Source organism: Amycolatopsis antarctica (genome assembly GCF_002262875.1).
GTDB lineage: Bacteria > Actinomycetota > Actinomycetes > Mycobacteriales > Pseudonocardiaceae > Amycolatopsis > Amycolatopsis antarctica.
Map to the genome: position 1 here is coordinate 21576 of NZ_NKYE01000018.1, position 20418 is coordinate 41993.

The 20418-nt window shown below is 68.7% G+C and carries 22 protein-coding genes and 1 pseudogene; 13 read left to right on the plus strand and 10 right to left on the minus strand.

All coding sequences use genetic code 11. The features are described from left to right. Nucleotides 1-95: 95 nt before the first annotated feature. The 5 genes and pseudogenes from CFN78_RS30165 to CFN78_RS30380 all read left to right on the plus strand — a co-directional run. Nucleotides 96-980, plus strand: a complete 885-nt coding sequence (locus CFN78_RS30165) for an NlpC/P60 family protein (protein WP_276307377.1) — start codon at nt 96-98, stop codon at nt 978-980. Continuing rightward, a complete protein-coding gene (locus tag CFN78_RS23645; protein ID WP_094865084.1) occupies nt 977-1912 on the plus strand; it encodes a M56 family metallopeptidase in 936 nt (311 codons plus the stop codon). Before CFN78_RS30165 ends, CFN78_RS23645 begins: the two co-directional genes overlap by 4 nt. 266 nt (nt 1913-2178) lie before the next feature. Then, nucleotides 2179-2601, plus strand: a complete 423-nt coding sequence (locus CFN78_RS23650; RefSeq protein WP_094865287.1) for a DUF4396 domain-containing protein — start codon at nt 2179-2181, stop codon at nt 2599-2601. A gap of 9 nt (nt 2602-2610) precedes the next feature. Beyond that, on the plus strand, nt 2611-3405 hold the full coding sequence (locus tag CFN78_RS23655; RefSeq protein WP_205660631.1) for an alpha/beta fold hydrolase: 795 nt from the start codon (nt 2611-2613) through the stop codon (nt 3403-3405). Nucleotides 3406-3631: 226 nt separating this feature from the next. Beyond that, a pseudogene (locus CFN78_RS30380) lies at nt 3632-4000 on the plus strand (class I SAM-dependent methyltransferase); the annotation flags it as partial. 126 nt (nt 4001-4126) lie between these two features. Here the strand turns inward: CFN78_RS30380 and CFN78_RS23665 are convergent. Both CFN78_RS23665 and CFN78_RS23670 read right to left on the minus strand, forming a co-directional pair. Continuing rightward, entirely contained in the window at nt 4127-4639 is a 513-nt protein-coding gene (locus CFN78_RS23665; RefSeq protein ID WP_094865291.1) for a DUF2269 domain-containing protein, read from the minus strand. Between the two features lie 5 nt (nt 4640-4644). Further along, on the minus strand, nt 4645-4881 hold the full coding sequence (locus CFN78_RS23670; protein ID WP_094865085.1) for a hypothetical protein: 237 nt from the start codon (nt 4879-4881) through the stop codon (nt 4645-4647). 73 nt (nt 4882-4954) lie between these two features. On the opposite strand from CFN78_RS23670, the gene CFN78_RS23675 reads away from it, so the two are divergent. Further along, nucleotides 4955-5545: a TetR/AcrR family transcriptional regulator gene (locus CFN78_RS23675; RefSeq protein ID WP_094865294.1), complete on the plus strand. Its 591-nt coding sequence runs from the start codon at nt 4955-4957 to the stop codon at nt 5543-5545. Nucleotides 5546-5592: 47 nt separating this feature from the next. On the opposite strand, the gene CFN78_RS23680 is transcribed toward CFN78_RS23675, so the two are convergent. Then, a complete protein-coding gene (locus CFN78_RS23680; protein ID WP_094865086.1) occupies nt 5593-6642 on the minus strand; it encodes a cation diffusion facilitator family transporter in 1050 nt (349 codons plus the stop codon). Nucleotides 6643-6769: 127 nt separating this feature from the next. Between CFN78_RS23680 and CFN78_RS23685 the strand changes: the two genes are divergently transcribed. Continuing rightward, nucleotides 6770-7171 carry an ArsR/SmtB family transcription factor gene (locus tag CFN78_RS23685; RefSeq protein ID WP_094865297.1) on the plus strand — a complete coding sequence of 134 codons (402 nt, stop codon included), beginning with the start codon at nt 6770-6772 and terminating at the stop codon, nt 7169-7171. Nucleotides 7172-7247: 76 nt separating this feature from the next. Here CFN78_RS23685 and CFN78_RS23690 read toward each other — a convergent pair whose 3' ends face one another. From CFN78_RS23690 to CFN78_RS23715, 6 genes are all read right to left on the minus strand, one after another. Continuing rightward, a complete protein-coding gene (locus CFN78_RS23690; RefSeq protein WP_094865087.1) occupies nt 7248-9533 on the minus strand; it encodes a heavy metal translocating P-type ATPase in 2286 nt (761 codons plus the stop codon). Nucleotides 9534-9556: 23 nt separating this feature from the next. Beyond that, complete coding sequence (locus CFN78_RS23695) at nt 9557-10522, minus strand: hypothetical protein (RefSeq protein WP_094865088.1); 966 nt, start codon at nt 10520-10522, stop codon at nt 9557-9559. Nucleotides 10523-10569: 47 nt separating this feature from the next. After that, a complete protein-coding gene (locus CFN78_RS23700) occupies nt 10570-10776 on the minus strand; it encodes a heavy-metal-associated domain-containing protein (protein WP_094865089.1) in 207 nt (68 codons plus the stop codon). Between the two features lie 168 nt (nt 10777-10944). Further along, on the minus strand, nt 10945-11169 hold the full coding sequence (locus CFN78_RS23705) for a CDGSH iron-sulfur domain-containing protein (RefSeq protein WP_240519653.1): 225 nt from the start codon (nt 11167-11169) through the stop codon (nt 10945-10947). Further along, the gene (locus CFN78_RS23710) at nt 11166-11378 is read right to left on the minus strand and encodes a heavy-metal-associated domain-containing protein (RefSeq protein WP_094865090.1); all 213 of its coding nucleotides are present in this window, start codon (nt 11376-11378) and stop codon (nt 11166-11168) included. The genes CFN78_RS23705 and CFN78_RS23710 overlap by 4 nt, the downstream gene beginning before the upstream one ends. 443 nt (nt 11379-11821) lie before the next feature. Continuing rightward, the gene (locus CFN78_RS23715; RefSeq protein WP_094865091.1) at nt 11822-12103 is read right to left on the minus strand and encodes a metal-sensitive transcriptional regulator; all 282 of its coding nucleotides are present in this window, start codon (nt 12101-12103) and stop codon (nt 11822-11824) included. Between the two features lie 207 nt (nt 12104-12310). Here CFN78_RS23715 and CFN78_RS23720 point away from each other — a divergent pair, with 207 nt between their 5' ends. Beyond that, nucleotides 12311-13747: an MFS transporter gene (locus tag CFN78_RS23720; protein WP_094865302.1), complete on the plus strand. Its 1437-nt coding sequence runs from the start codon at nt 12311-12313 to the stop codon at nt 13745-13747. A 78-nt stretch (nt 13748-13825) separates the two neighbouring features. Then, nucleotides 13826-14347, plus strand: coding sequence for a carboxymuconolactone decarboxylase family protein (locus tag CFN78_RS23725; protein WP_094865092.1), 522 nt, complete (start codon nt 13826-13828; stop codon nt 14345-14347). Nucleotides 14348-14482: 135 nt separating this feature from the next. Here the strand turns inward: CFN78_RS23725 and CFN78_RS23730 are convergent, their stop codons facing one another. Continuing rightward, a complete protein-coding gene (locus tag CFN78_RS23730; protein WP_094865093.1) occupies nt 14483-15085 on the minus strand; it encodes a TetR/AcrR family transcriptional regulator in 603 nt (200 codons plus the stop codon). An 85-nt stretch (nt 15086-15170) separates the two neighbouring features. Here CFN78_RS23730 and CFN78_RS23735 point away from each other — a divergent pair, with 85 nt between their 5' ends. From CFN78_RS23735 to CFN78_RS28835, 4 genes are all read left to right on the plus strand, one after another. Continuing rightward, complete coding sequence (locus tag CFN78_RS23735) at nt 15171-16571, plus strand: MFS transporter (RefSeq protein ID WP_094865304.1); 1401 nt, start codon at nt 15171-15173, stop codon at nt 16569-16571. A gap of 801 nt (nt 16572-17372) precedes the next feature. Continuing rightward, the gene (locus CFN78_RS23745; protein ID WP_094865095.1) at nt 17373-18425 is read left to right on the plus strand and encodes a sulfite exporter TauE/SafE family protein; all 1053 of its coding nucleotides are present in this window, start codon (nt 17373-17375) and stop codon (nt 18423-18425) included. 14 nt (nt 18426-18439) lie between these two features. Continuing rightward, nucleotides 18440-18658, plus strand: coding sequence for a heavy-metal-associated domain-containing protein (locus CFN78_RS23750; protein WP_094865096.1), 219 nt, complete (start codon nt 18440-18442; stop codon nt 18656-18658). A gap of 395 nt (nt 18659-19053) precedes the next feature. Continuing rightward, nucleotides 19054-19302 (plus strand): hypothetical protein, encoded by a 249-nt coding sequence (locus CFN78_RS28835; RefSeq protein ID WP_133116431.1) that lies wholly within the window; start codon nt 19054-19056, stop codon nt 19300-19302. Nucleotides 19303-20418 lie beyond the last annotated feature (1116 nt).

Below are 20418 nucleotides of genomic sequence, written 5' to 3' on the forward strand. Positions count from 1 at the left end.
AGCCGATGAGTGCCGCGCTGCTGAGTAGTTCGCCGCAGAACTTCCTGGAGCGGATGTCGGCGCTCAACGTGATCGCCGGTTCGAACGCCGAGGCGATGGACGCCTACCGCGACACCGCCGCGCAAGCCAGCGCCGGACGCACTAACGCCGCGGCGGCGCAGCAACGCGCCCAGACCGCGGCAGCCGAGGCCGAAGCTCTCGTGGCCCAGGTCAGGACCCGCAAGCAGGACCTCTCCGGGCAGATCGCGCAGGTCCGCGGTGCGCTGGCGGACCTACCGGCCGCGGACAAGGCGGAGATCGGACAGGTGCAGGACAACGGCTCCTATCTGGGCCCGCCCGGCGCGGCCAACGACGCCTTGCAGGCCGCGCTGTCCAAACGCGGCGCCGAGTACGAATGGGCTGCCACCGGGCCCAATGAGTTCGACTGCTCCGGCCTCACGTCCTGGGCCTACAAGCAGGCCGGGATCGCCATCCCGCGCACCAGCCGCCAGCAGTACACCGCGGGCAAGGCTGTGTCGCTGGACGCTCTGCAGCCGGGTGACCTGCTGTTCTACGACGACGGCACCGGCGATCCCGGGGCGATCCATCACGTCGGCATGTTCGTCGGCGCGGGCAAGATGGTCGACGCCCCCACCGAAGGCCAGCTCGTCGACGTCCGGTCGATGCGCGGCGACGAGCCGATGCGCGTGCGCGACGTGCTCGGCGATCTCAACACCCGTCGGGATCTGGCCTACACCACGGTGATGACGGTGCTGGACAACCTGCACCGCAAGGCGTGGGTGGCCCGCGACCGCGACGGGCGCGCCTACCGCTATTGGCCCCTCGTCGGCCGCCAGGAAGCCGCGGCCCACGCGTTGCGCCGCGTGCTGGACTCGACCGGCGACCCGGAGGGCGTGCTGCTGCATTTCGCCCAGACCGCGTCGGAGGCCGAGTCCGACATCCTCCGCAAGGCGCTGCGCCGGAAACCGCGGAAACGATGATCCTGGCCGCCGCGCTGCTGCTCGGGGCCCTGCTGACCGGCTGCGGCGCCCCGGTCCTGCTGCGCCGGCTGACCGCGTCCCGGGTCGATCCCGCGGTCGCGATCGCGCTGTGGCTGGTCACGATGACCGGCGTGCTGCTCGGTGCCGTCGCGAGCCTGACGCTGCTGGTGTGGCCCGGGCACGGCCCGGCGGACGCCATCACCGCCTGGGTGCATCGATGCTGGACGGCACTGAGCCACGACGGAATCCCGCACCTGGACCCGCTGGTGGCCACCGCCAGCACGGGCGTCGCGCTCGCCGTGGCCGTCCGCATGGCCCGGGCGGGGGTGCGGCGCGGGCGACGGAAGGCTGCGCTGCGCCGCCAGCACGACCAGGCCCTGCTGCTGACCCAGCCCGACACCACCGGAGCCGCCCCGACACTGTGGCTCGACCACGACACCCCGCTGGCGTACAGCCTGCACGGCCACGGCGGACTGGTGGTCGCCACCCGCGGACTGACCGAGCAGCTCACCAAGCCGCAGGTGCAGGCCGTGCTCGCCCACGAACGAGCCCACCTGCGCGGACGCCACCACCAGCTCGTCGGCATCGTCGACCTGGCCGCCAAAGCGCTACGGATCCTGCCGCTGATGCGCCACGCCGCCGGCGCGATCCGCGTCCTGGTCGAACTCGCCGCGGACCGGGCCGCCGTCGCCGCATGCGGGGCCGCACCGGTCCGCGAAGCGGTCCGGGCACTCACCTCCCCGCTCGCCCCGACCCGAGCCCTGGCGATGTCCGGCGCAGACACCGCCGTGCGCCTGCGCCGACTCGACCGCCCCCGCGCCTCGCGCCGGTCGGCATTCGCCGTCGCGGGGGCCGGCGCCGGCGCGCTGCTGATTCCCCTCACCCTCACCACGGGACTGCTCGCCGCCGCCGGCGTCCTGTTGTGCGCGTGATACCAACCACGCGTCGCCAAATCTGATACTAAGGTCGCTAGTACTAGGCCCTTAGTGGTTACCGTCGTGAGTGTGTGACTGCCCCCCCAGAAACGTGCACTCGTCCACCACTTGCACGCGATACCCCTAGGGGGTATAAATCTGGGCGGGGACTATTCGCCCCGATCCGCAGCAGAGGAGCAGCCGTGTCCGAGTCAGCGCAGCACCACGATCCCCACCAGGACGAGCACGCCGAACATCAGCACGGCGGCGGCGCGAGCTGGTCGATGGCCTCCTCGGCGACGCTGCACTGCCTGACCGGTTGTGCCATCGGCGAAGTACTCGGCATGGTCATCGGCACCGCGCTCGGCTGGGGCAACGTCGCGACGATCATCCTGGCCGTCGCACTGGCGTTCGTCTTCGGCTACGCGCTGACGATGCGCGGCGTGCTGCGGGCGGGCGTGGACTTCAAGCAGGCGGTGAAGGTGGCGCTCGCGGCGGACACGGTGTCGATCCTGGTGATGGAGATCGTGGACAACGCGGTGATGGTCGCCGTGCCCGGCGCGATGGAGGCCGGTTTGGCCAACTGGGTGTTCTGGGCGGCCCTGGCGTTCGCGCTGGCGGTGGCCTTCGTGCTCACCGTGCCGGTCAACAAGTGGATGATCGGCCGCGGTCTCGGCCACGCCGTCGTCCACCAGTACCACCACTGAGGCGATGTGGTGACCGAGTTCAGCTATCACGGCGGCGACGGCTGCCGGTTGCACGCGATTCGGTGCGGCGCGGGGCCCGCCGTCGTGCTTATGCACGGCGGCGGGCCCGACCACCACAGCCTGCTGCCGCTGGCCGAACGGCTCGCCGACCGCTACACCGTCGTGCTGCCGGACGTGCGGGGGTTCGGCCGATCGGTGTGCCGTGACCCCGCCGCGTACACCTGGGCCCGCTACAGCGCCGACGTCACCGCGCTGCTCGACCATTTGGGACTGGCCTCGGCCGTAGTCGGCGGCACCGGGCTGGGCGGGACGATCGCCCTGCGCACCGCCCTCGAACACCCCGATCGGGTCTGCGCCGCGGTGCTGATCAGCGTGGAGGACATCGAGGACGACGAGGCCAAAGCGGCGGAGACGGCGCTGTTCGACGAGTTCGCGGCCCGGGTCCGCACCGAGGGCATCGAGGCTGGGTGGGCGCCGATCCTGCCCGGCCTGGCCCCGGTGATCGGCACGCTCGTGCGCGAGGCGATCCCGCGCGCGGATCCCGCGAGTATCGCCGCGTTCGCGGCCATCGGCCACGACCGCGCGTTCCGCAGCGTGCACGATCTCGCCGAAGTCGCCGCGCCCACCCTGGTCATTCCCGGCAGCGACCCGCGCCACCCCACCGCGTTGGCCGACGACCTCGCCCGCACCCTGCCGCGCGGACAGCTGGCAACGGCCCGGGTCTCACCCGGGCTGCGCACTGCTGAGGACCTTGCCGACGCCGTCGCACCGGCGATCCGGGACTTCCTCAACGACATCGACTGATACCGCGGTCGAGCGAGGGCCGGACCAGCCGGTCACCGGTCGACCTGATCCAGTGCCACAGCCAACCTGTCACGGGAGCCGACACATGGGAGTCATCGCCCGCCAGTTCAGCCGCCCCACCGGCCCGATCGGTCACGTCGTCGGCCGGTTCATGGCCCGCAAGAACGGTGGATTCAACCGCTGGCTGGTCGACTAGCTCCGGCACGGCGTACCCGCGCCGACGCAGGTGGTCGAACTGGGTAGCGGGCCCGGGGTCGGGCTCCAGGCGCTGCTGACCGCGTTCCCTGACGCGCACATCTCCGGCGTCGACCCGTCCGACACGCTCGCCCGGCACGCCGCACGGCGCAACCGGCACGCGATCAGGCGAGGACGACTGCGGCTGGTGGTCGGCGAACTCGCGGACCTGCCCGCGTCTCCCGCGGTCGATCTCGTCGTCGGCGTGCATCTGCTGTATTTCCTTCCCGACCTCGAACGTGCCTTGTCCACCATCGCCACTTTGCTTGCGCCACAAGGACATCTCGCGCTCGGCTACCAGCTGCGCCAGCACATGCCGGCCGCCGGGCGACGCGACTTCGCCCGAGCGGGCCACACCCTATTCGACTCCGACGACGACGTCGATCGTCTCGTGCGATCGGCCGGACTGCGGACCGAACACGTCCGGGTCATGGGTACCGACACGAATCCGGGCGGGCGGCTCTGCTCGCGTCCCGCTAGCCGGGGATCACCGCCTCGGGCGCGCCAACGCGGCATCACGTCGCCCGGCTCCGGTGCGCCCCCGAGGCTTGTAGATCGACAGCATCAGGGCCAGGACCAGCAGCACCAGCCCGCCCCCGGCATGCACGACATGTGTCGGATTCCGCAGCTCGACGAGCACCGTGGCAGACGGTGCCGCCGCGAGGTCGGTGTAGTGGCCGATCGAGGTGGCATAGAGCAGCAGAACCACGGTGGCCATGAGATTGATCGCCAGCTTGAACACCACCCAGTAGTGCCGGAGAAGCCCCCACAGCGACCCGAGGGCCGAGACGAGCCCGCTGGCCAGCGACACCAGGCTCATCGGCACGAGAACACACCACACCAACGGTTCCATCACCGAGTACGCGCCCCGCACCTGCACGACGTCGGAGCTCGCGACACCGATGATGGCAAGCACGAGGTAGGCCACGACCGCGCCCAGCCAACCGACCGAGGACGCCACGTGCGTCATCAGCATGGCCTTACGCACGCGCGGCGCCATGCCCATCACCTGGTTTCCCCGTCGGGCTCCGCGGTGACCCGGATGATGCCGCCGGGATCGGCGCCGACATCGGAGGACAGGTGGCGACCCGGCCCGTGCTCCCCGCCGCTGATCACCAGCACCACCACGGCCAGCGCGACCACCACACCGATCACGAGCCCGGTCACCACCACCCAGCGAGGGATCCGCCCAGCACGGTCACGACCAGGTTCATCGGGCATGGGATCGTCGTCTGCCTTCACGGATTTTACGATACATACTGTCTCGATGCATGACAATGTGTCGCCACGGTGGCATCGCGGATAGAATCAGGTGGTGCCGAAGCTGTGGAACGAGACGGTCGACGCGCACCGGAACGCGGTGCGCCAGGCGATCCTGGATGCCACCTGGGCCTTGGTCAGCGAACACGGGATGACGGCGGTGACCATGTCGCAGATCGCGCAGAAGTCCGGGATCGGGCGGGCCACGCTCTACAAGTATTTCCCGGACGTCGACACGATCCTGCTCGCCTGGCACCGCCACCACGTCACCGCGCACCTGGAGCAGCTGGCCGCGGTGCGGGACAAGGCCCGCGGTCCCGCCGCGCGGCTGAACGCGGTCCTCACGGCGTATGCGCGCATCTCCTACCATCGCGAGCAGCACGGGGCGGAACTCATGGCGTTCCTGCACCGGGACGACGAGATCGCCCCCGCCCGCCGACAGCTCGTCGACCTGTTCCGGGACGTGATCGGGGAAGTCATGGCGCACGGCGATATTCGCGATGACATCGCGGCCGGTGAACTCGCCGGGTACTGCCTGCACGCGCTGTCCGCGGCCGGCGCGCTGCCGTCCGAGGCGGCGGTACACCGGCTCGTGCGCCTCACCCTGGACGGGCTACGCCCCCCAGGAGCGCGTGTCCGCGGATAGCGGCGCTCACAATTGTTTCTCTGAACGCCCTGGCGCGGCGGCTCTTATCAGCGCTGCCGTGTGGGTTCGTGGTGTTCGGCGGCTGTGTCCCCGCCGGGATGGGCATGGATGAGTGCCTGGTTCAGGCGAGGTAGCGCGTGGATGAGCCGGCGTTCGGCGTCGTGGGCGATCTTGTGTGCCTGTAGCAGGGTCAGGGTGGGATCGACGTCGAGTTCGGAGTCGGCGACGAGGGTGTGCCCGACCCAGCGCAGCCGGACCGTATCGACGCCGCGCACGCCGGGGGTGGCGGCCAGTGTCTGCTCGGCGGTGTCCACCAGTGCCGGGTCGACCGCGTCGAGCATCCGGGAGAACACCTCTTTCGCCGCGCCCCACAGCACGGACAGGATCGCCACGGTGATCAGCAGTCCAACGACCGGGTCCGCCCAGCGCCAGCCAATCCAGGAGCCGCCGGCGGCGAGCAGGACCGCGAGACTGGTGAACCCGTCGGTGCGAGCGTGCAGCCCGTCCGCAACGAGCGCGGCCGAGCCGATCTGGCGGCCGACGGTGATGCGGTAGCGGGCGACGGCCTCGTTGCCGATGAACCCGACGAGCCCGGCGGCGGCCACCCAGCCGATCTCGGTCATGTCCTGCGGGGTGATCAGCCGGTCGATCGCCGTCCACGCCGCCAGCACCGCGGAAGCGAGCATGACCAGCATGATCACCAGTCCCGCGAGGTCCTCACTGCGGCCGAGCCCGTAGGTGAAGCGCCGGGTCGCGGCCCGGCGCCCGAGCAGGAACGCGATCGCCAACGGGACGGCGGTCAGCGCGTCGGCGAAGTTGTGCAGGGTGTCGCCCAGCAACGCCACCGACCCGCTGACCGCGACGACCGCGAGCTGGGCGACCGCGGTGACCATCAGGCCCGCGAAGGAGATCCACAGCGCTCGCATGCCGCGCGCGCTGGCCTCCAGTGTGGAGTCGACGATGTCCGCGCTGTCGTGGCTGTGTGGCGTCACCGCATGCTTGACCTGGCTCCATAGCGAGCCCAAGGGTCCCTGGTGCCCGTGCCCGTGGCCATGTCCGTGGCCGTGGTGCTCGGCATGGTCGTGTTGCTCCGTCATGACGGAATCCACCTTGTGCTCGCGTGACCTCGGTGCAGTCAGGGCTGCTTGCGAGCACACCATACCAGCATAGATGCGCACTCATGCAGATACGCAGGCAGTTGGGTAGCGGGGTAGGGTGGCCGTCATGCACACCGGACTACCGGAGTTCGACATGCCCGCCGACGAACAGGTCGACCTCGCGGCCGAGTCGTTCCGGATGCTGGCCGACCCCACCCGCATCAAGGTGCTGTGGGCTCTGCTGCAGGGTGAATCGTCCGTGGCGTGCCTGGCCGAACTCGCCGGGGCGGCGCCGACCGCGGTCAGTCAGCACCTGGCGAAATTGAGGTTGGCCGGGCTGGTGACCGGGCGACGCGAAGGCACGTTCGTGTACTACTCCGCCGCCAACGACCATGTGCGGAGTCTGCTCTCCCAAGCGCTGTTCCACGCCGACCACGTCGACCGTGACATTCCCGCGGACGCCACCACGCCGCACGCCCACTCACCATCGCCGGCGAATCGCACCGGCCCGCCCCGCACGTCGGATTAGGTCCGATCACGGCGAATTGTCGTGCACCGTCTCCGGGGACGATGCACGACAATCCAGCCGACTATGCGGATCCGGCTTACACGGTGGTTTTCGTGTCGATCGCGGTGCTGCGGAATCCGCGTAGCCGCAGGCTGTTGGACACCACGAACACCGAGCTGAACGCCATCGCCGCACCGGCCAGCATCGGGTTGAGCAGCCCGGCCGCGGCCAGTGGCAGGGCGGACACGTTGTAGGCGAAGGCCCAGAACAGGTTGCCCTTGATGGTGCCCAGGGTCCGCCGCGACAGCCGGATCGCGTCGGCGGCGGCGCGCAGGTCGCCCCGGACCAAGGTGATGTCGCTGGCCTCGATCGCGGCGTCGGTTCCGGTGCCCATTGCCAGGCCGAGGTCTGCGGTGGCCAGTGCGGCGGCGTCGTTGACACCGTCGCCGACCATCGCGACGACCTTGCCTTCGGCCTGCAGTCCGGCGACGGCGTCGACCTTGTCCTTGGGCAGGACCTCGGCGATCACCCGGTCGATGCCGACCTCGGCGGCCACCGTGCGGGCGACCGCTTCGTTGTCGCCGGTCAGCAGCACCGGGGTCAGGCCCAGCGCGCGTAGCTGGGTGATGGCCTCGGCTGAGGTGGGCTTGACCGTGTCGGCGATGGTCAGCACCGCCCGTGCCTGGCCGTCCCAGCCGACGGCGATCGCGGTCCGGCCCTGTTCCTCGGCAGTCGCCTTCGCCGTCTCCAGGTTCTCGGGCAGGTGCTGGCTCCATTGTTCGAGTAGCGCCGTGCGCCCGGCGAGCACCGCGTGGCCGTCGACGATCCCTTGCACACCAAGGCCTTCACTGTTGGCGAAGCCCTCCACCGACGTGAGTTCGCCGACCTCGTCTCGGGCACCACGAGCGACGGCCTGCGCGATGGGGTGTTCGGAGGCGTTCTCCAACGCCCCGGCCAGCCGCAGAACCTCCTGCCGGGTAACGCCTTCGGCGAGGTGAACGTCCACAAGGGACATGTCGCCGGTGGTGACGGTGCCGGTCTTGTCCAGCACCACGGTGTCGACGCGGCGGGTGGATTCGAGCACTTCCGGGCCCTTGATCAGGATGCCGAGCTGCGCGCCCCGCCCGGTGCCGACCAGTAGCGCGGTCGGTGTGGCCAGGCCCAGCGCACACGGGCAGGCGATGATCAGCACGGCGACCGCGGCGGTGAACGCGGCCGAGGCGGTCCCTCCCGCGCCGAGCCAGAACGCCAGGGTGCCGAAGGCCAACGCGATGACGATGGGCACGAAGATCCCGGAGATCCGGTCGGCGAGCCGTTGCGCGGCGGCCTTTCCGGTCTGGGCGTCCTCGACCAGCTTCGCCATCTGCGCGAGCTGGGTGTCCGCGCCGATCCGGGTAGCCCGCACGACGAGCCGCCCGCCGGCGTTCACCGTCGCGCCGACCACCGAGTCGCCGGGTGTGACCTCGACCGGCACCGATTCGCCGGTCAGCATGCTGGCGTCGACCGCGGAGCTGCCGTCCTCGATGACGCCGTCGGTGGCGATCTTCTCTCCCGGCCGCACGACGAACAGGTCGCCGACCGCGAGCTGGTCGGTGGGGATGCGCTGTTCGGTGCCCTCACGCAGGACGGCGACCTCCTTCGCGCCGAGTTCGAGCAGCGCCCTTAGCGCGGCTCCGGCGCGCCGCTTGGAGCGGGCTTCGAAGTAGCGCCCGGCGAGGATGAACGTGGTGACTCCGGCCGCGACTTCCAGGTAGATGTTGCCGTCGCCTGCCATCCGCTCGATGGTCAGCGTGAACGGGTGGGTCATGCCCGGTGTGCCCGCGGTGCCCAAGAGCAGCGCGTAGAGCGACCACAGGAACGCGGCGATGGTGCCGATGGAGATCAGCGTGTCCATCGTCGCCGCGCCGTGGCGCAGGTTCGCCCAGGCCGCCTTGTGGAACGGCCACGCCGCCCAGACGATCACCGGGGCTGCCAGGGTCAGCGAGATCCACTGCCAGAAGGTGAACTGCAGCGCCGGGATCATCGCCATCGCGATCACCGGCACCGACAGCAACGCCGAGCCGATCAGCCGGTGCCGCAGCGACCGGGTGCCCTCCGGTTCGCCGTCACTGTCCGCTGTGGACTCCGCGGCAGGGGCCGCGGGCAGGGTCGCGGTGTAGCCGGCGGCCTCGACCTGCTCGACGAGCGTGTCGGTGGCAACCTCGCCGGTGTAGGTGACCTTGGCTTTCTCGGTCGCGTAGTTGACCGTCGCGGTGACCCCGTCGAGCTTGTTGAGTTTGCGCTCGATCCGGTTCGCGCACGAGGCGCAGGTCATGCCTCCGATCGCCAGTTCGACCTCGCCGCTGCCGGTGACCGGTGCGGATGTCGTCAGGTTCGATGTCATCGGAAATCGTCCTTCCTGGCCGGTCAGCCGTGGCCGCCGTGGCCGTCATCGGCCGCGGGCGTCGTCGGATCGGCCGGGGCGGCAGGGGTGGGCGCGGGTGCGGCACTGCCGGTGGTGGCCAGGGTGAACTCGGCGGTGCGGACCGTTCCGAGGTGCTGGAAGTCCAGGAACAGCCGGTAGGTGCCGGCGGAGGGCACTTCGGCGAAGAACGTCACGCCGGGTCCTGCGGCGGTCTTGCCGTCGCCCGGTGTGCCGTCGGGGTGGACGTGCAGGTAGGCCAGGTCGCCGCCACGCAACGCGACCAGGTGGCCGTAGGCGCCGAGGTAGGGCTGCAGGTCGGTCACCGGGCGGCCGTCCTTGCTGACCGTGACGGTGACCTTGGAGGACTGGCCCGGAGTGAGGTCGCCGTCGAGGCGCACCTGGTAGCCGTCCACCGACGCCTCCCGCGACGGCGGGTAGTCCACCGGCTCGAAACCGCCAGGGACAGCGAGGTCCACCCCGAGGGTCGTGCCCTCGCCGCCGGTCGGGGTGAAGTCGGCGAACGCCCGGTAGCTGCCGGGATCGGTCAGCGTCAGCGGCACCGACCACGTCCCGTCCGGAGCCAGCTCGGGATGGACGTGCTGGAATCCGGCGGTGTCGCGGCGGACGACGATCAGGTGCATCCGCTTCTCGTGCTCGACATCGAACCCGGTCACCGGAGCACCATCGGGGCCGGTGACGCGGAAAGACCAGGTGTTCGGTCCCGCGGCGAGGGTGGTGGTGGCCGGGGCGAGGGTGTAGCCGCCCGCCGAGGACGCCAGACCGCCGGGCTGGTCGACCGGCACGGTCTCCGCGACGGTGCCGCTGTGAGTGTCCCCGTGCCCGGCGGGCTCACCGGCGGCACCGGCTTCCCCGTCGAAAGGACCGACAGCGGTGCCGATCGCCCAGCCGCCACCGGCGACCAGAGCGAGCGCTACACCGTAGGCGGAGAGCTTCGTTGCAGTGTTCATGTCACGTCCTTTGTCAGACCCCGAAATTTCGGGGATATGCCGCCGTTTCAGGCGGTAACGGTGTATCCGGCTTCTTCCACGGCGACCGCAACCTCGGCCGCGTCCGGCTCACGGGTACCGGCCACGGTGACCCCGCCGGTCGGCAGGTCGACCTGGACCGAGGTGACTCCGTCGATCTTGCCGACCTCCTCGGTCACCGAACTCACGCAGTGCCCGCAGGTCATCCCGGCGACGGTATAGAACGACTCGTACATGGCGGTTCTCCTTTGCTGTAGCGGAGTTCTTGCTGAGATTTATACCCATGGGGGGTATGCATGTCAACTGGTGGACCGGCAATTTTCTGGATGTTGGGGATACCCCCTGGCTGTATCCATGGACGGGGTGGTGGCGCCGGATATCGCCTCGGCGCCACCAGTCCGGGTTCAGGTCGAGCGTTCGGTAGCACTGAATCCATTGCGGGCGTGGGCTCCATCGCAGAACGGCTTCGTCGCCGACATGCCGCAACGGCAGAGCAACCGCGTACGCTCAGGCCCCAGTTCGTAGCTGGTGCCGTCGTGATCGACGAGTCGGATCGGGCCCTTGACCTGCAATGGGCCGTTGTCCACCGTCTTGATCATGACCGGGGTGTCGGCGGGGCTGTCGCTCACCGTTCGGCCGTGATCTCGTACCCGGCCTCCGAGATCGCCGCCCGGACCTGCTGGCCGTCCATCGTGGCGTCGGTGCTGACGGTGACCTCGCCGGTCGCGATGTCCACATCGACATCGGCTACCCCGGCGACCCCGCTGACCGCGGCGGTCACCTTGGTCATGCAACCCGAGCAGGTCATGCCCCCGACCGTGTACACGCTGGTGCTCATCGACTTCCCTTTCCTTGGTGGAACTTCCGCAACCAGATACGGTTACGGGGGTAGGGTATACCACGACGATCGAGACCTGGCGGTCGTGATCTCGGTGTGGTGTGCGTGACGGCGCCGGTTATGGCGCGGAACGGGAGAGTGCTCTGGTGAGGCGAGTTCGCTCAGCGGCCCAATGTCGGCGTCTGCGCGGCGCCCTGTACTCGGAGACCAGCCGGGTCATTCTCCGGTGCGGGCTCGGTTGTGCGGTTCAGGCACTCGTGTGCCGTCAGACGGGCACCGTGTCGACGTCGCCGGGAGCAGGCGACCGACCGTCCAATTCGTAGGTTTCGATCGAGAGACGGTGGCGTCGACGCCGACATTCGACTGACTCAGGCGCTGTTCCTACCCGCGAGCACGGGTGGCGGTTGTCGTCGGCGCCGTCATCCGGCGGCCGGTGTTCGGGGTCAGGAACGGACGAGCCGGGCGATCGCGTCGCTGGCTTCGCGGATCTTGTCCTCGGCGGTGTCGCCGCCCTCGGCGATGGCTTCGGTCACGCAATGCTTGAGGTGCTCGTCCATCAGAGCCAGTGAGACCGACTGCAGGGCTTTGGTCGCCGCCGAGATCTGGGTCAGGATGTCGATGCAGTACTGATCGGTGTCCACCATCCGCTGCAGCCCGCGGATCTGCCCCTCGATGCGGCGCAGCCGCTTGAGGTACGCGTCCTTGTCGCCGGTGTAGCCGTGCATGTCGTTCTCCTCGGGTTGATGTCAAGGCCCACTGTAGCCCTGACTCGTATCTCCACGACTCCGCGAGCATCAGGTTCGCGACGTGGGTTCGTTTGGGCGGCAACGTTTCCAGCATTTCCTCCCATTCCAGGAATACCCCCCTGGTGTATGTGGTTCGAAGGTGCTAGCTTCACCTCAAGCATACCCCCCTCCCGTATGGAGAAGATGATGTCCACAGTGAGAGAACCATCCAGCAGGCGGTGGTGGGCGCTGGCGCTCATCGCGGCCGCACAGTTCATGGTGATCATGGATACCTCGATCATCGGCGTGGCTCTGCCGCGGATTCAGGAAGAGCTTGGCTTCTCACAGGAGAATCTGTCCTGGGTGTTCAACGCCTACGTCGTCGCGTTCGGCGGTTTGCTGCTGCTCGGCGGCCGGTTGTCGGATCTGCTCGGTGCCCGCAGGGTGTTCGCGGCGGGCTGGGTCGTGCTGCTGGCCGGGTCGGTGCTCGCCGGTGCCGCCGGTCAGGTGTGGGTCGAGCTCACCGGGCGCGCCGTGCAGGGTGTCGGGGCGGCGTTGATCGCACCCTCGGCGTTGACGTTGCTGATGATGCTCTTCGGCGGTGAACCGAAGGAGCTGGGCAAGGCGCTGGCGCTCTACGGTGCCGCGGCTCCCGCCGGTGGCACGGCGGGGGTGTTCCTCGGCGGGGTGATCACCGAATATTTGAGCTGGCCGTGGGTGTTCTACCTCAACGTGCCGATCGCGTTGATCGCGCTGGCGGCGACGCGGGCGCTGATGCCCGCCGGGACCAGCAGGCGCGGCTCGACCGACCTGGTCGGGGCGATCACCGTGACCCTCGGTCTCGCCGTGGCCGTGTATGCGGTCGTGCGGGCTCCCGAGGCCGGTTGGGGCTCGGCGGAGACGATCATCGGGCTCGGCGCCGCCGTGGTCTTGCTCGCCGTGTTCCTGTTTTTGCAGGCCAAGCGGCGGAATCCGTTGATGCGGCTGGGGATCTTCCGCACCTCGAACCTGGGTGCGGCGAACCTGGCGCAGGTGTTGCTCGGTGGTGCGTGGATCCCGATGTGGTTCTTCCTCAACCTCTACCTGCAGCAGGTCCTCGGTCTCGGGGCGTTCGCCAGCGGCGCCGCCCTGCTGCCGATGACCACGGTGATCATGCTCGTCATGATCGTGTTCGCGCCGCGGCTGGCGGCGCGTTTCGGTCCTCAGCCGATGGTCGTGGCCGGTCTGGTCGTGCTCGCCGCCGGGCTCGGCTGGCTCGCCCTGGCCCGACCGAACGGAAACTTCTGGGTCGACGTGCTGCCCGCGTCGATCGTCGCCGCGACCGGGATGGCACTGGCGTTCATCCCGTCGCTGGGCACCGCGATCTCCAGTGCCCGCCCGGAGGAAGGCGGCCTCGCATCCGGCATCGTCAACACCAGCTACCAGGTCGGATCCGCCCTCGGCCTGGCCGCGATGACGGCGGTGGCCGCCGGGTTCGGCGCCGACCAGATCGGTGACGTCGACACCCTCACCGGCGGCCTGTCCGCGGCGTTCCTCGGTGCGGCCGGTATCGCCGTCGTCGGCACGATCGTCGCCGCCGTGACCCTCAAGCGCCACACCGCGGAGAAGGCGGACATGTCCGCCGAACCGGCCTCAGTCGTCTGAGGCCCAGCACCGGGCGTCGGCGCCGCACGTGCGGCGCCGACGCCCGCTTCCACCACCCGCACCAGTCCTTGGAGAACGATGTCCCGCCTGAGCACCCTCAGTCCCGCCGACGCCCCCGACAAGGCCCGCGCCCTGCTCGCCGACATTGCCGAACGCCACGGCTCAGTCGGCCCGATGATCGCGACGATGGCCCACTCTCCAGCCTTATTGCAGGGCTATCTGGAGCTGTCCCGGGCGATGAAACGCCTCAAACTTCCCCGCACGCTCAGCGAGAAGATCTCCCTCGCCGTGCAGGAATGGCTCGGCTGCGCGCTCTGCCTCGAGGCCCACACCACCGCCGGGCGCGCCGCTGGACTCACCGACACCGACATCACCATGGCCCGCCAAGGGCTCTCCGTCGACGACCGCGAAACCGCGCTGCTGAGCTTCGCCACCAGGGTGCTCGCCGAACCGTTCACGATCACCGACGACGACCTCACCGACCTGCGCGCCCATGGCTGGAACGACCGCGTCATCGCCGACACCGTCGGCCTCGTCGCACTCAACCAGCTCACCGGATCGTTCAACCTCGTCGCCGGACTCGAACCCGACGAAAGCTGACCAACCTCGGTGCGCACCTGCACGCCGCCATGTCGGGGCCGCACAACGAAGCGAGGGGGCTGATTGCCGAAAACCCGGCTTGGCCCAGCCTGTGCCGCCGACCGTCCACCGCGTTTCGTGGCCGAGTTGGTGTGTTCAGGCTGGGCCGTTTTCGTCCGGTGCCGGAACGGTCAAGATCGATTGCACCGTCGCGGTGACGGTGCCGGCGGGGTTCGCGGGCATCCGTCCGGCACGGATTTCCGCGGCGGCACCGTGGAGCACGTAGTGCACGACGCTGATCAGCCAGCTGGTCGGCAGGTCGGACCGGAAGTCGCCGTCGGCTTGGCCGCGGCGGATGAGTTCTTCCATGCGCGCCGACGGCGCGGCGTGCAGCTCGCGAATCCGGCCGGCCGGCAGGGTCCCCTCCGCTGCCTCCAGCAACGCCATCGATTCGGCCACCAGGGTCCAGCTCGAGTGCAGCAGTCGGGTCAGTGCCTGTCGCGCATTCCCCGTCAGGTCTACGGCAGCCAGTACCTCCTCGCCGCAGCGCAACGCCTCGACCAGAGCGGCTTCGACCAGTTCCGCACGGTTGGCGAAGTGACCGTAGAGCGTCATTCGGCCCACACCGGCGGCCTTGGCGATGTCATCGATGGTGGCATCCGGATGGACGCCAAGAGTCATGCGGGCCGCGGAGACGATCCGGGCGATGCTGCGCTCGGCGTCAGCCCGCCGCCGCGGCCGAACAGGAGGAGAAGCCATCCGCCCACCCTAACTCGTACGGGAATGTACGGAGTAGCCTCCGCGTTAGAAGTCGTACTTAGACGTACGAGTTATGGAGGTTGTGATGACAACCCACGAAACCGACGCGACGACCGCGGGGCCCGCGACGGCGCACCCGCGGCGATGGCGCATCCTCGGATTTCTCGGCGTGGCCCAGTTGATGTTGATCCTCGACGTCACCGTCGTGGCGATCGCGCTGCCCCAAATGGAGACTGACTTGGGGCTGAGCCGGGCCGCGCTGACCTGGACCGTGAGCGCGTACACGTTGACCTTCGGTGGTCTGATGCTGCTGGGCGGCCGGATCGCCGACCTACTCGGCGCCAAGCGCGTGGTCTTCGCCGGGCTGCTGGTTTTCACGACGGCATCGCTGGTCACCGGCCTGGCTGACTCCGCGGGCCTGCTGGTCGGCGGCCGGATCGCCCAGGCCGTGGGCGCGGCGCTGCTGTCACCGTCGGCGCTGTCCCTGGTCGTCGCCCTGTTCGACGGGAACGAGCGAAACAAGGCACTGGGTGTCTGGTCCGCGCTCGGCGGCGGGGGCGCGGCACTCGGCGTCCTGGCCGGGGGACTGCTCACCGCCGGACCGGGCTGGCCGTGGGTGTTCTACGTCAATGTGCCGATCGGACTGGTGATCCTGGCCGCGCTCGCCCGAATGCTGCCCCGGTCGACGCCGGTGGCGCCACGGGCGCGGCTGGACGTCCTCGGTGCGCTGCTGGTGACCGGCTCCTCCGGGGCGGTGATCTACGCGCTCGTCAACGCCGGTGAACACGGGTGGCTCACCGCCACCAACGCCTGGATGCTCGCCCTGGCCCTCGTGGGCTACGCGGTGTTCGTCTGGTGGCAGCGGACCGCCCGCTCGCCGCTGATGGACGTCGCACTCCTGGCTCGGCGTCCGGTGGCCACCGGAACGTTCCTCATCCTGACCGCGACCGCGCTGATGATCGCGGTGTTCTTCCTGGGCACGTTCTACTTCCAGAACGCGAACGGCTACGGCGCCCTGCACACCGGGTTGCTGTTCCTGCCGGTCGCGCTGGCGACCATGCTCGGCGCCAACCTCACCGGACGGGCACTGGCCCGGGTCGGGGCCCGCGGGCTCGCCGTGACCGGGCTGATCGCCGCGGCGATCGGGATGGCCGTGCCCGCCCTGTGGATGCACCCCGCGACCGTGGTCGTCGGTGTGGCCATCGCCGCCGCCGGAACCGGCGCGATCTTCGTGGTCGCCTCCGCCACCGCACTCGGACAGGTCGCCCCCCACGAAACCGGGATCGCCTCGGGAATCGTGAGCACATTCCACGAATTCGGCGCCTCCCTCGGCGCCGCCGTCGTCTCCAGCATCGCCGCGGCCAGCCTCGTCGGCGACACCCTCGGCGGGTTCACCGACGCCTTCACCGTGGCGGCCATCGCTGCGGCCGTGGCAGCCGCGGTGGCGGCCGTACTCACCCCCGGCCGGTCCAGCGCAACGGCGTGAGGCGGGACGTCCGAAGCGTCGCAGGCCCGTCGTGGCCGTCGGCTGGATGCTCTTTCACCGCTGAACAAATCACCAGCACTTGCGGTGGAGTTGCGGCGGTGAAAGAGCATCTGACCGGAGCTGTTGCCGCCGAGACCGATCGCGCTGACGACGGGTCCACGCTCGACCACACGCCCGGCTGACTCCCGGACCTTCTACGATGCGTGCCGTGAGCACCGCACCCACGGCCCCGACCCGGCGAGGATCCCTCGCGGGGCTCGCACTTGTGGTCGCGTTGCTCGCCGGTCTGGTGCTCACCGTCGGCCTGCACTGTGCCGGCGGTATGGCGGGAATGTCCGCCATGCCAAGCGGAAGCGCAGTGGCTCCGATCGACATGACACTGCACACCTCCGCGCAGGTGTCGGCTACAGCCGGAAGCGACGGTCCGGCTATGCCGGCCGCACCGACACCGCGGGCATCTGGAGTCGGCGTCGCCACTGTTTCCGCGTCCGACATTCCGGCCGACCACGGGTGGGGCGGTGCGCTGGCGGCCTGCCTGGTCGTGTTTCTCGGGATCGTCGCGGCCGTGGTGAAGTGGCGACCGCGTCGGATCGGGCGGCTCGTCCTGTCAATGAATCGCGCCGACCGTTGGCCTTCCCGCCCGGCCGTGGTGCCTCGCGCGCCGAGCCTGGCGCAACTGTGCTTGCTGCGAACGTAGGAGAAGTCTGCCCCTGACCCGCATGGACCCGGTGGGTTCGCGGGTTGCTGGCGTGCCCTGTGCGTGGGCACCTTCGACTTTCCTTTTCTTCGCTGGAGGCTTTCGTGAATCTTGGCGCTGTTTTGCTCACCGGACTGTTCGCCGGTGGCGTGTCGTGCGCCGCCGTACAAGGCGGCCTGCTCACCGGACTTATCACCCGGCAACGCGGGGGACCGGCCGCGACCCGGACCGATGCCGCGGCCGGCACACCACGGCGCGGGTGGGCGGCATGGGGCGACGACATGGCCCCGGTCGCAGGGTTCCTGGCCGGCAAGCTCGTCTCCCACACCGTGTTGGGGGCTCTGCTGGGTGCCCTCGGCGGTGCGGTGCAACTCTCCGCGGGCGTGCGCACCTGGCTGCAGATCGGAGCCGGACTGCTGATCATCGTGTTCGGGCTGGCCCAGCTCGGCACACCAGGGTTTCGCCGTATCGTCGTCGAGCCACCCATCTCCTGGATGAAGCTGGTGCGCACCCGGGCCCGTTCCCAGGCCGCCCTCGCCCCGGCCCTGCTCGGCTTCGCCACCGTGCTCATCCCGTGCGGTGTGACACTGTCCGTGGAAGCCCTGGCCATGACATCGGGATCCGCGTTCGGCGGTGCCGCGACGATGGCGGTGTTCGTGCTTGGCACCGGCCCCCTTTTTGCCATCCTCGGCTACGCCGCCCGCAAGGCCGCGACCGCGTGGCGGGGCCGACTCGCCGCGATCACCGGAATCGCGGTGCTCGCGATGGGCCTGTACACCCTCAACGGCGGACTCGAACTGGCCGGATCCCCGTTGGCCGCCAGCCGAATCGCCAATGCCGTCGCCCCCGACGACACTCCGGCCGACACCGCCGCCACGTCTACAGTGGACGGACAGCAGACCGTGTCGATCACCGCCCGCACCGGCTCCTACAGCCCCGCCAACGTGCACGCCCGACCCGGAACGCCCACCACGCTGGTGGTGCGTTCGGAGGCCGCTCAAGGCTGCGTTCGCTCGTTCATCATTCCCGGCCACGACATCGACGAAGTCCTTCCGGTCAACGGAGAAACACGCATCGAACTCGGCGTGCTGCAACCAGGGCGACTCGACTACTCCTGCGGCATGGGCATGTACACCGGCACCATCACCATTACCTGAGGGAGGACACCTCGATGCCCACCAAGCACACCCTGCACGTCACAGGCATGCACTGCGGCAGCTGCGCCCTGCTCATCGACGACACCCTCGACGACCTCCCCGGCGTCCTCAACACCCAGACCTCCCGCAAACACCACCGCACCACCATCGAACTGGACACCACCGCAAACACCCTGCAGGACGTGATCGACACCATCGCCAGCCTCGGCTACCACGCAACAAGCCGAGATTGACGACCAGGCGTACAGTCGCTCTCCTCGCGACAATGAGATCACGGCGAACCTGACGATCATGACCACAGCCGTGATCACACGGCGCCGCTCGGTCGTAGCTGAAGCCGAGTCAGGCACATCTGCGCGAACGGCCAGGTCCACAATCTCGCCGGTCGCAGCGGATTCTGTTCGACGGGCGTTGACAGACGCGACTTCGACTGCGCCTGCGATACTTGGCAGGCGTCGCGAACCCAGCGAACCTGGCACCGAGCTCCATGTGGGTTGCATCGCCGAAGCCCTTACTGCCGCTCGGGCGGTAGGTCGCCTGACGTAGGTACCAATATGGGTATTCCGCCGGATGTGCTGCCGTTGCTTCCCGCGCAAGCTGGGACCGGTTGTAAGGCAGGAGGCGCGACATGAATGCCGATGAACGGATGGCTCTGCAGCATGTTGCAGCGAATGAGGTCAACTTCCACACGGGCGCTTGGGGTTGCGCGGCGGGCAATCGCTGGCGTGGTCCAGAAGATGCCGACGCCGGTGCTCTGCCGCTGGAGGAGGCCGACGTACTGGATCGGCTGGCAGATCTCGGCGTGATCAGGATCGAGCCGCGCCTCGGGCCGCTCGAGCGCAATGTCGTGGTCGCATCGTCCGATATGGCTGCGTGAGAGCGCTCGACGGACCTCGGTGGGCCGTCACAGCGCGGCCACCGCGTTACATGTCGACGAAAACCGATGTACCGCAAGGAAAGCGCGCACATCGTGTGTGTCGGCAGGGCTGCACCGCTCCCCGCACGATTGTCTGTTTCCGACTCCTGAGGCGTCGGCGCCTCGCCGTGTCAGGATTGGCGTTTACCGTGCCCGACGGGTTGCCGGCAACAAGCCATAGTCGACCCTGCAGTGTTCGTTGACCTGTTCACCATCCCGTGCCTACGTCACAGGACGATCCGGCGCCCGAATCTATCGTAGCCGTGGCCAGGACAGCACCGTCCCTCAAATCCCTGGCTACCAGGGGCAGCACCAGCCGGTCCTTGGCCTCGTCGATGTACCGCGGAGTCACGTGCAGGTGGAATAGGAACACCGTCTGCCATTCATCGGCGCCACAGCAGTTGAGCAGGTTCACCCCTCGGCACCTAACTCCGCGACGGGCCCTTGGTCAAAGGTTGTTGGTCTCAGCGGCGTGGGCGAGGGGAGATCCCCGTAGGGCGTGAACCTGCGACACGACAGACGTGGCGTGACCTGCACGTTTCCGTTTTGTCGTAATTTCAGGTGGGACGGTTCGTGCGAGGGGAACGCGTGTGACCTGCGGAAACACGCGAAGTGCGGAGCGTCCCCGGCAGGACCACCAAAGGATGGGAACGGGACTGACCAGGGACTCTTCACGATGGGCGAGGTTCGAAATTGACATGAACCTCGCCCATCGGCGCCTTTATATGTACCTTATCGCGGTTTGCGTGAACTCCGTCGATAACGCCAAAGCATATATCCCGTGGACAATGCTATCAAAATTGAAAAGGTCCAAGTGGCCGGAGAGCGGAATGCCACGGGCATGTATGTGATGGCAACAACTGCAACGATCGCAAGAATAAGTGGACCTGTAAATTTCTTGTCGATTGAGTTCCTCCACGCTTTCGTATTTTCAGTGCTTAGGAATTAGCTACATGCTACCGCCGCCGTACTATAGCACCGCTTGCGACAAACTTGTCCTAGCGTGGACTAGAGACGGGCCATCATGATATCGACACGACGTCTATCGCTCCGTTCGAATCTCGTCCATCGATCAGC

Excerpts from the sequence above, each read along its gene's own strand:
- CFN78_RS30165 (WP_276307377.1), top strand. The coding sequence starts at position 96 with ATGGACGCCTACCGCGACACCGCCGCGCAAGCCAGCGCCGGACGCACT.
- CFN78_RS23645 (WP_094865084.1), top strand. The coding sequence starts at position 977 with ATGATCCTGGCCGCCGCGCTGCTGCTCGGGGCCCTGCTGACCGGCTGC.
- CFN78_RS23650 (WP_094865287.1), top strand. The coding sequence starts at position 2,179 with ATGGCCTCCTCGGCGACGCTGCACTGCCTGACCGGTTGTGCCATCGGC.
- CFN78_RS23665 (WP_094865291.1), bottom strand. The coding sequence starts at position 4,639 with ATGGCGCCGCGCGTGCGTAAGGCCATGCTGATGACGCACGTGGCGTCC.
- CFN78_RS23680 (WP_094865086.1), bottom strand. The coding sequence starts at position 6,642 with ATGACGGAGCAACACGACCATGCCGAGCACCACGGCCACGGACATGGC.
- CFN78_RS23685 (WP_094865297.1), top strand. The coding sequence starts at position 6,770 with ATGCACACCGGACTACCGGAGTTCGACATGCCCGCCGACGAACAGGTC.
- CFN78_RS23690 (WP_094865087.1), bottom strand. The coding sequence starts at position 9,533 with ATGACATCGAACCTGACGACATCCGCACCGGTCACCGGCAGCGGCGAG.
- CFN78_RS23695 (WP_094865088.1), bottom strand. The coding sequence starts at position 10,522 with ATGAACACTGCAACGAAGCTCTCCGCCTACGGTGTAGCGCTCGCTCTG.
- CFN78_RS23700 (WP_094865089.1), bottom strand. The coding sequence starts at position 10,776 with ATGTACGAGTCGTTCTATACCGTCGCCGGGATGACCTGCGGGCACTGC.
- CFN78_RS23710 (WP_094865090.1), bottom strand. The coding sequence starts at position 11,378 with ATGAGCACCAGCGTGTACACGGTCGGGGGCATGACCTGCTCGGGTTGC.
- CFN78_RS23715 (WP_094865091.1), bottom strand. The coding sequence starts at position 12,103 with ATGCACGGCTACACCGGCGACAAGGACGCGTACCTCAAGCGGCTGCGC.
- CFN78_RS23720 (WP_094865302.1), top strand. The coding sequence starts at position 12,311 with ATGTCCACAGTGAGAGAACCATCCAGCAGGCGGTGGTGGGCGCTGGCG.
- CFN78_RS23725 (WP_094865092.1), top strand. The coding sequence starts at position 13,826 with ATGTCCCGCCTGAGCACCCTCAGTCCCGCCGACGCCCCCGACAAGGCC.
- CFN78_RS23730 (WP_094865093.1), bottom strand. The coding sequence starts at position 15,085 with ATGGCTTCTCCTCCTGTTCGGCCGCGGCGGCGGGCTGACGCCGAGCGC.
- CFN78_RS23735 (WP_094865304.1), top strand. The coding sequence starts at position 15,171 with ATGACAACCCACGAAACCGACGCGACGACCGCGGGGCCCGCGACGGCG.
- CFN78_RS23750 (WP_094865096.1), top strand. The coding sequence starts at position 18,440 with ATGCCCACCAAGCACACCCTGCACGTCACAGGCATGCACTGCGGCAGC.
- CFN78_RS28835 (WP_133116431.1), top strand. The coding sequence starts at position 19,054 with ATGAATGCCGATGAACGGATGGCTCTGCAGCATGTTGCAGCGAATGAG.